Here is a 5,313-nt window from a genome sequence, read left to right on the forward strand (position 1 = left end):
CTAGACGATGGATTATGTTGTTTGATCTAGTAAGTCAAAATTTTCAAAATCGCTCTTCACGTGAAACTGCCGGAGTATCAACGAAAGGCAGCGGGGAGGCTGTGTCGGTTAAATTGCATAAAGATTTATTAGTCTCTAAAGGGTATGGGCGCGGACTTTCATTCCCTTTAGTTAATCTACACAGTGCCAATCAATCTCAAAGTATCTATTCATTGTTATTGAGTAGTTTTGGCTTAAATGGTCAGGATCTATTAGAAGAAAAACTAGTTGATGAAAAAGCTGGTGGTAATACCGAAGTTGATCAGCCAGATAAAATGCCAGCATCATTAAAACCAAATAAAAAAATTGATCCCAGTGATAGGCAGCGATCACGCTTGCTCGAACTAGTCTCTTCAATAATTGACGAGATTTGTCAGTCTGATTTTGTTTTGGTGAGAGAGCCTGAATTGTTGTCACGCGATTTGCAAGTGGTAGCGATCCTGTTGAGAAAGCTATATTCAATGGGATGGATAGAGGAGGCAGAGTTTTTCAATCTAACGCACAAAGCCTGGTCTCAGCTCTTTTTTTCAACTAAAAATGATAGAGCTAAAGGGTTAATACAGCTTCGATTTGAGGCGTCGCCTGATCCTCAGAAGTTTATTGAGGAAGGGAAGGTATTGTTTGAAAAGGGGGAGCTGAAGAGTGCGAGGGTTCAGTTTAAGAGTGCATTGCAGCATAATCCGCAGTTGGCTGAACCGTATTATCATATTGCACTCCTAGATGAAGAAGAGCAAAAATGGTCAGCAATGAGAACCAATCTACAGGAGGTGGTAAGGCTTGATCCTAATCATTTGGATGGACATGTAAAGCTTGGTTTTTTACTTATTCAGCAAACTGAAAAGGCGAAGGAGCAGCTGGATTTTGCACTCAAGCTTGATTCAAATAATTTTCAGGCTATTCTGCTTGATGCTGCTATTAAATATCATGAAGGTGATAATGTTGGCGCACGAAAGCAGGTTGAACGTGTACTTGCGGTAGATAAAGGTGATTCTCAGGCTGTTCGAATGTTAGTGAGGGTCCTGACTGACGAAAAGCTTTATGATGATGCAATGATAGTTTTGAATCCAGGTATAGAAAATAATCCTGATGATTTAGGGTTGCGTTTATTGGAGGTCAGTATATTAACAAAGCAGGATAGGGAGGATAAGCAAGACCGTTTGATAGAGGTGTATGAGAAGTTAATTGCTGATTTTCCTGATGATAAGTCTTTGCGTAGAACGCAGATTGCGACATTAGCGGGTTTTAAGAAATCAAAGATGTTAGAAAAAGCATTGGAGGAGGCGATATCTAAGGATCCCTCTGATATTGATCATAAAATGGCACTTGTAGGGCATTATGAGCTGGTTAAAAAAGATCAAGTTGAGGTTTTGTTACAAGGTTTTATAGATAATGCGCCTGCGGAGGCAAGGTTTAAATTTCGACTTGCTGGAATCTATACCAAAGATAAGCAGTACCAGAAAGCTCGTGAATTATTTAAGCAAATTATCGATGCGGATCCAAATGGTAAAAACGGTATGAGAGCTAAAGTGCACTTAATTAAAATTGCTTTAGATCAGAAAGATCAGCAATTGACTGAGCGGCTGGTAAGTGAAATTCTTGATACTGATAAACGTAATAATGAGGCATTGTTGATTCGAGCAAATATGCGGCTAGATAAGAAAGATGCGGATGGCGCAATTTCTGATCTTCGTATTGTTTTGCGTGATAAGCCAAATTCTGATGAGGGGTTGGTGTTGATGGCTCGTGCAAGTGTGATGAATGGAGAGTTTGAAGTAGCTGAAAGTTACTGGAAAAAAGCAATCGATGCCAATCCTGCTAATTTGACTGCAATTGTACCTTTGGTGGCTACGCTTTCAAAGCGGGGTGATATAGAACGTGCAGAAGAATTGGTTGTTAAGTCAATAAAAGCAAGTCCCTTGAATAGTGCGTTAGTTGAAGTGTTGGTAAAGTTTAGAATTGCAAAAAAAGACTGGTCAGGCGCTGAAGGTGCTGTGAATGAGTTGAGAAAAAAGAACAATGGAGAGATTTCTGCGCTAATGCTAGATGGTCTGATTGCTGATAAGAGAGGTCGTTATTTGGATGCCATTAAGGTATATAAGCAAGTCTTAGATAAGGAACCGAAGTCTAATGGTGCTTTAGTTGCGATTTCAAGAGCGTATAGTCAATTGAAACGTAAGGCTGAGTTCATGAATTTTTTACAAGTCTTTATCAAGAAAAACCCACGGAGTATCATTGCTTTTAATATGTTAGGTCAGTTGTATGCGATAGAGAAAAATTGGGTTGAGGCTACAAAAGTTTTGCAAGAAAGTTTGGATATAGATAGACAATTTATTTCTACATATGAGTTGTTGGCTGCTGTACATACACAGCAAGGTGAAAACTTTAAGGTTATTGATTTATACAATGAAGGGTTAATAGCTTTGCCAAATAATCGTAAGTTAATGATGGGGCTGGCTCGGGGTTATGAAAGCTTAAAGGATTATGAAAAGGCTATTTCTGCATATGAAAAAATGGTTAGTCAGTTTCCAGATGATGAGCAAGTAGCGAATAACTTGGCTTTCTTATTGATTGAATATCGGTCCGGCCCAGAGTTTACTGAAAAAGCACTTTCTCTTTTAGAGCGATTTAAAAAGTCCGCTAATCCATATTTACAGGATACTTTTGGATGGGCGTTATTTAAATCAGGTCAATTTGAGAGATCAATTGAAGTGCTGAGAAATTCGGTTTCTATTATGCCTGATGATACTGACATTCATTATCATTTGGGGGAGGCTTTGTATGCTGTTGGTAATTATTCTGCAAGTAAGCTTGAATTGGAGAAATCGTTGGCACTAGTAGAAAGGCGTGGAAAATTTACTGGGATTAAGCGAGCTAGGTTTCTATTGAAGGAAATAAATAGTTCACCTCGTAGTTGAAGAAAATAAATGTGGCTTGGATGTTGGTGTTTGTTTGTTTGTTTGTTTGAAATAGGATTGTTAATGGATAGTGTTAGTGTTAATAAATTTAGAGAAAACTTGAAATACTTTGTAGAGCTTGTTGTTAATGATCATCGGCCTTTAAAAGTAACGCGTAGGAATGGAGAAGACTTTGTTGTGATTAGTTCTGAAAACTGGCAGCGAGAGCAGGAAACACTCTATGTGCTACAAAATAATCATTTAGTGAAGCAGATTGCCGATTCATCGTTGAGTCATTCTGGTAAGGCGGGCTATATAGCAACTGAAGAGGAATTGGATGAGATCGTTGGTGTTTGAGGGAGACACATGGGTGGTTTTATCACAACTCAGGGAAAAAGATAAAAAGTTATACGCTACATTATGCAGATTATTTAAAGAAATGCTTTGTGGTGATTCATCTATAGGTTTAGGGAGATCTGTGTTATTAAATCATGAGCTATCAGGTCTATGGTCTCATCGAATAAGCCAAGCTGACCGTGTTATTTATAGGTACGATAGTGAGGTTTTATATATTTTTGCTATTGGAGGGCAATTTGAAAATTTATATCATCTGCGGGCGACTAAGCGTACGGCGTTAGGGGTGGGTTAAATCCCCCATGTTAATGTTGAAATATAAGTGTATTCCCCCACTCTAAATTAATAAAACTTGGTTATTGTAAGTGGATATGTTTTTAGGTATTGATTTGTAAGATAAATATTATTTTGGCATGGCTAATGCTTTGTTAGGGTAGTCTTTGTAGGTATTGTATGTTCAGAGTGAATATTTTAGCTTTATTCGCAGGAGCGATATAAATCATATGTAAGGCTTGTGTATTAAATACTTAATTTGCCACAACCGTCGTGAGGCGGAGTCGGAAAGCCATAGGGTCTGGGTTGAATTCAGATAGCCGGGTTGTCTCCTTAAGTGATGGAGGCTTTAAAAACTAAGGGTTAATTTTTAGTTGTTAGAGCATATCACTTAATAATTAAATTTTATAAATTAATGGAGATTTTTAATGAATCTAAAAACTAAACTAGCGGCATCAATACTGCTGGCTTCATCTGTATCTATGGCTCAAGCAACAACTTACTCTGTAGCATCAGTTTTTGGTGATGGTGGAATGCAAAGCCAGACTACATTCGACGGAACATTTGAGTGGGACGGAACCTCAGTAACTAACTTTAATGGTCTTTTATCAGAAGCAATGTGGGGATGGAATAGTGCGCGAGCTGGTGGTGTATTCGATTCAAACGGAACTGCTGCTTTGGGTATGCAAAGTCTTGGTACAGGCATGATGGGAACAACTGCTGGTTTTGATTATGCAAATAAAGTATATGCTAAACCAGGTGGCTATGCAGATAATGAAGCGCCTTTGCTTGAGTTAACTCACCAACTTGCAAGTGTGACAGCTGGAGGTATGGTCTCAACTACTGTTTTTTTAAATGCAAATGATACAAATGTATTTACGAATGATGGTACTGTTGTTGGTGGTGGTAATTACACTATAGGTAATGATGAACCATTCGGTGAGATATCAGGAAACACGGGTAATACTAATATGAATGGCAATGCATATTTTACACTTGTTTTTGATGAAATGAACCCAATGGATACATCTGTAACTTTTGGTGAAATGGTTTATGGTGACTGTTCAGCATTAGGCTTAATGTCAAATATGTTGGTTGGTGATCTATGTATGACTGCTCATCAATTCGGCGGATCAATGGGGGGAGCTCCAGCTTCGCTAGCTATTTCTGAAGTTTCAGCTGTACCAGTTCCAGCTGCTGCATGGTTATTCGGTGGTGCTCTAATGAGTCTATTCGGTGCTAACCGTCGTAAAAACGTTTTACCAGCTTAATTTGGTAGAAGGTTAATTTGTTGGCTGCATTATCTGAAAATATGGATGTTATTTAAAGTCAGAATGAATTTTAATGTTTGTCAATGATAGAAGGATCTTAAAACGCACGCTTGTAGAATGGGAAAATCTGTAGGCCTGCACAAGATGACCCTCAATACAGAAAACTGTACTGTGTTGAGGGTTTCTATTATGTTTACGTAATATGTATTTGATTTTGTATTCCTTACTTAATAGTAAGCGATAAATTTATTTTGAATAACCGACTCTATCAATAAAGCTATTTATAGCGTCGGTTATGAATTGTAGTATTCACGCATATAATAACTCAAAAATAAAACATTGAATTCTATAGAAAGCAATACCCCTACATCTATTCCTTTGTCAGAAAGCCATTCATTTGACCAAAATGCGGCTAATTCTCCCATGTATTCTTCGACAATGGTGCGCCCGCATCAAACTAAACAACAAGCTTTAGTTCGAGT

At 38.0% G+C, this 5,313-nt stretch carries 4 protein-coding genes and 1 riboswitch; all 4 genes read left to right on the forward strand.

Annotated elements, in window-relative coordinates; translation table 11 throughout:
* Positions 1-14 precede the first annotated feature (14 nt).
* The 4 genes from QZ488_RS20895 (at position 15) to QZ488_RS20910 (ending at position 4,831) form a co-directional block, all read left to right on the forward strand.
* Positions 15-2,954: a tetratricopeptide repeat protein gene (locus QZ488_RS20895; RefSeq protein ID WP_293752394.1), complete on the forward strand. Its 2,940-nt coding sequence runs from the start codon at positions 15-17 to the stop codon at positions 2,952-2,954.
* A gap of 63 nt (positions 2,955-3,017) precedes the next feature.
* Complete coding sequence (locus QZ488_RS20900; protein WP_293752396.1) at positions 3,018-3,290, forward strand: type II toxin-antitoxin system Phd/YefM family antitoxin; 273 nt, start codon at positions 3,018-3,020, stop codon at positions 3,288-3,290.
* Complete coding sequence (locus QZ488_RS20905; protein WP_293752398.1) at positions 3,271-3,582, forward strand: type II toxin-antitoxin system YoeB family toxin; 312 nt, start codon at positions 3,271-3,273, stop codon at positions 3,580-3,582. Before QZ488_RS20900 ends, QZ488_RS20905 begins: the two co-directional genes overlap by 20 nt.
* A 229-nt stretch (positions 3,583-3,811) precedes the next feature.
* Positions 3,812-3,893: riboswitch (cyclic di-GMP riboswitch) on the forward strand.
* 95 nt (positions 3,894-3,988) lie between these two features.
* Entirely contained in the window at positions 3,989-4,831 is an 843-nt protein-coding gene (locus QZ488_RS20910; protein WP_293752400.1) for a hypothetical protein, read from the forward strand.
* The last annotated feature ends 482 nt before the right edge of the window (positions 4,832-5,313 follow it).

The sequence above is a fragment of the uncultured Paraglaciecola sp. genome (genome assembly GCF_913020055.1).
Classification (GTDB): domain Bacteria; phylum Pseudomonadota; class Gammaproteobacteria; order Enterobacterales; family Alteromonadaceae; genus Paraglaciecola.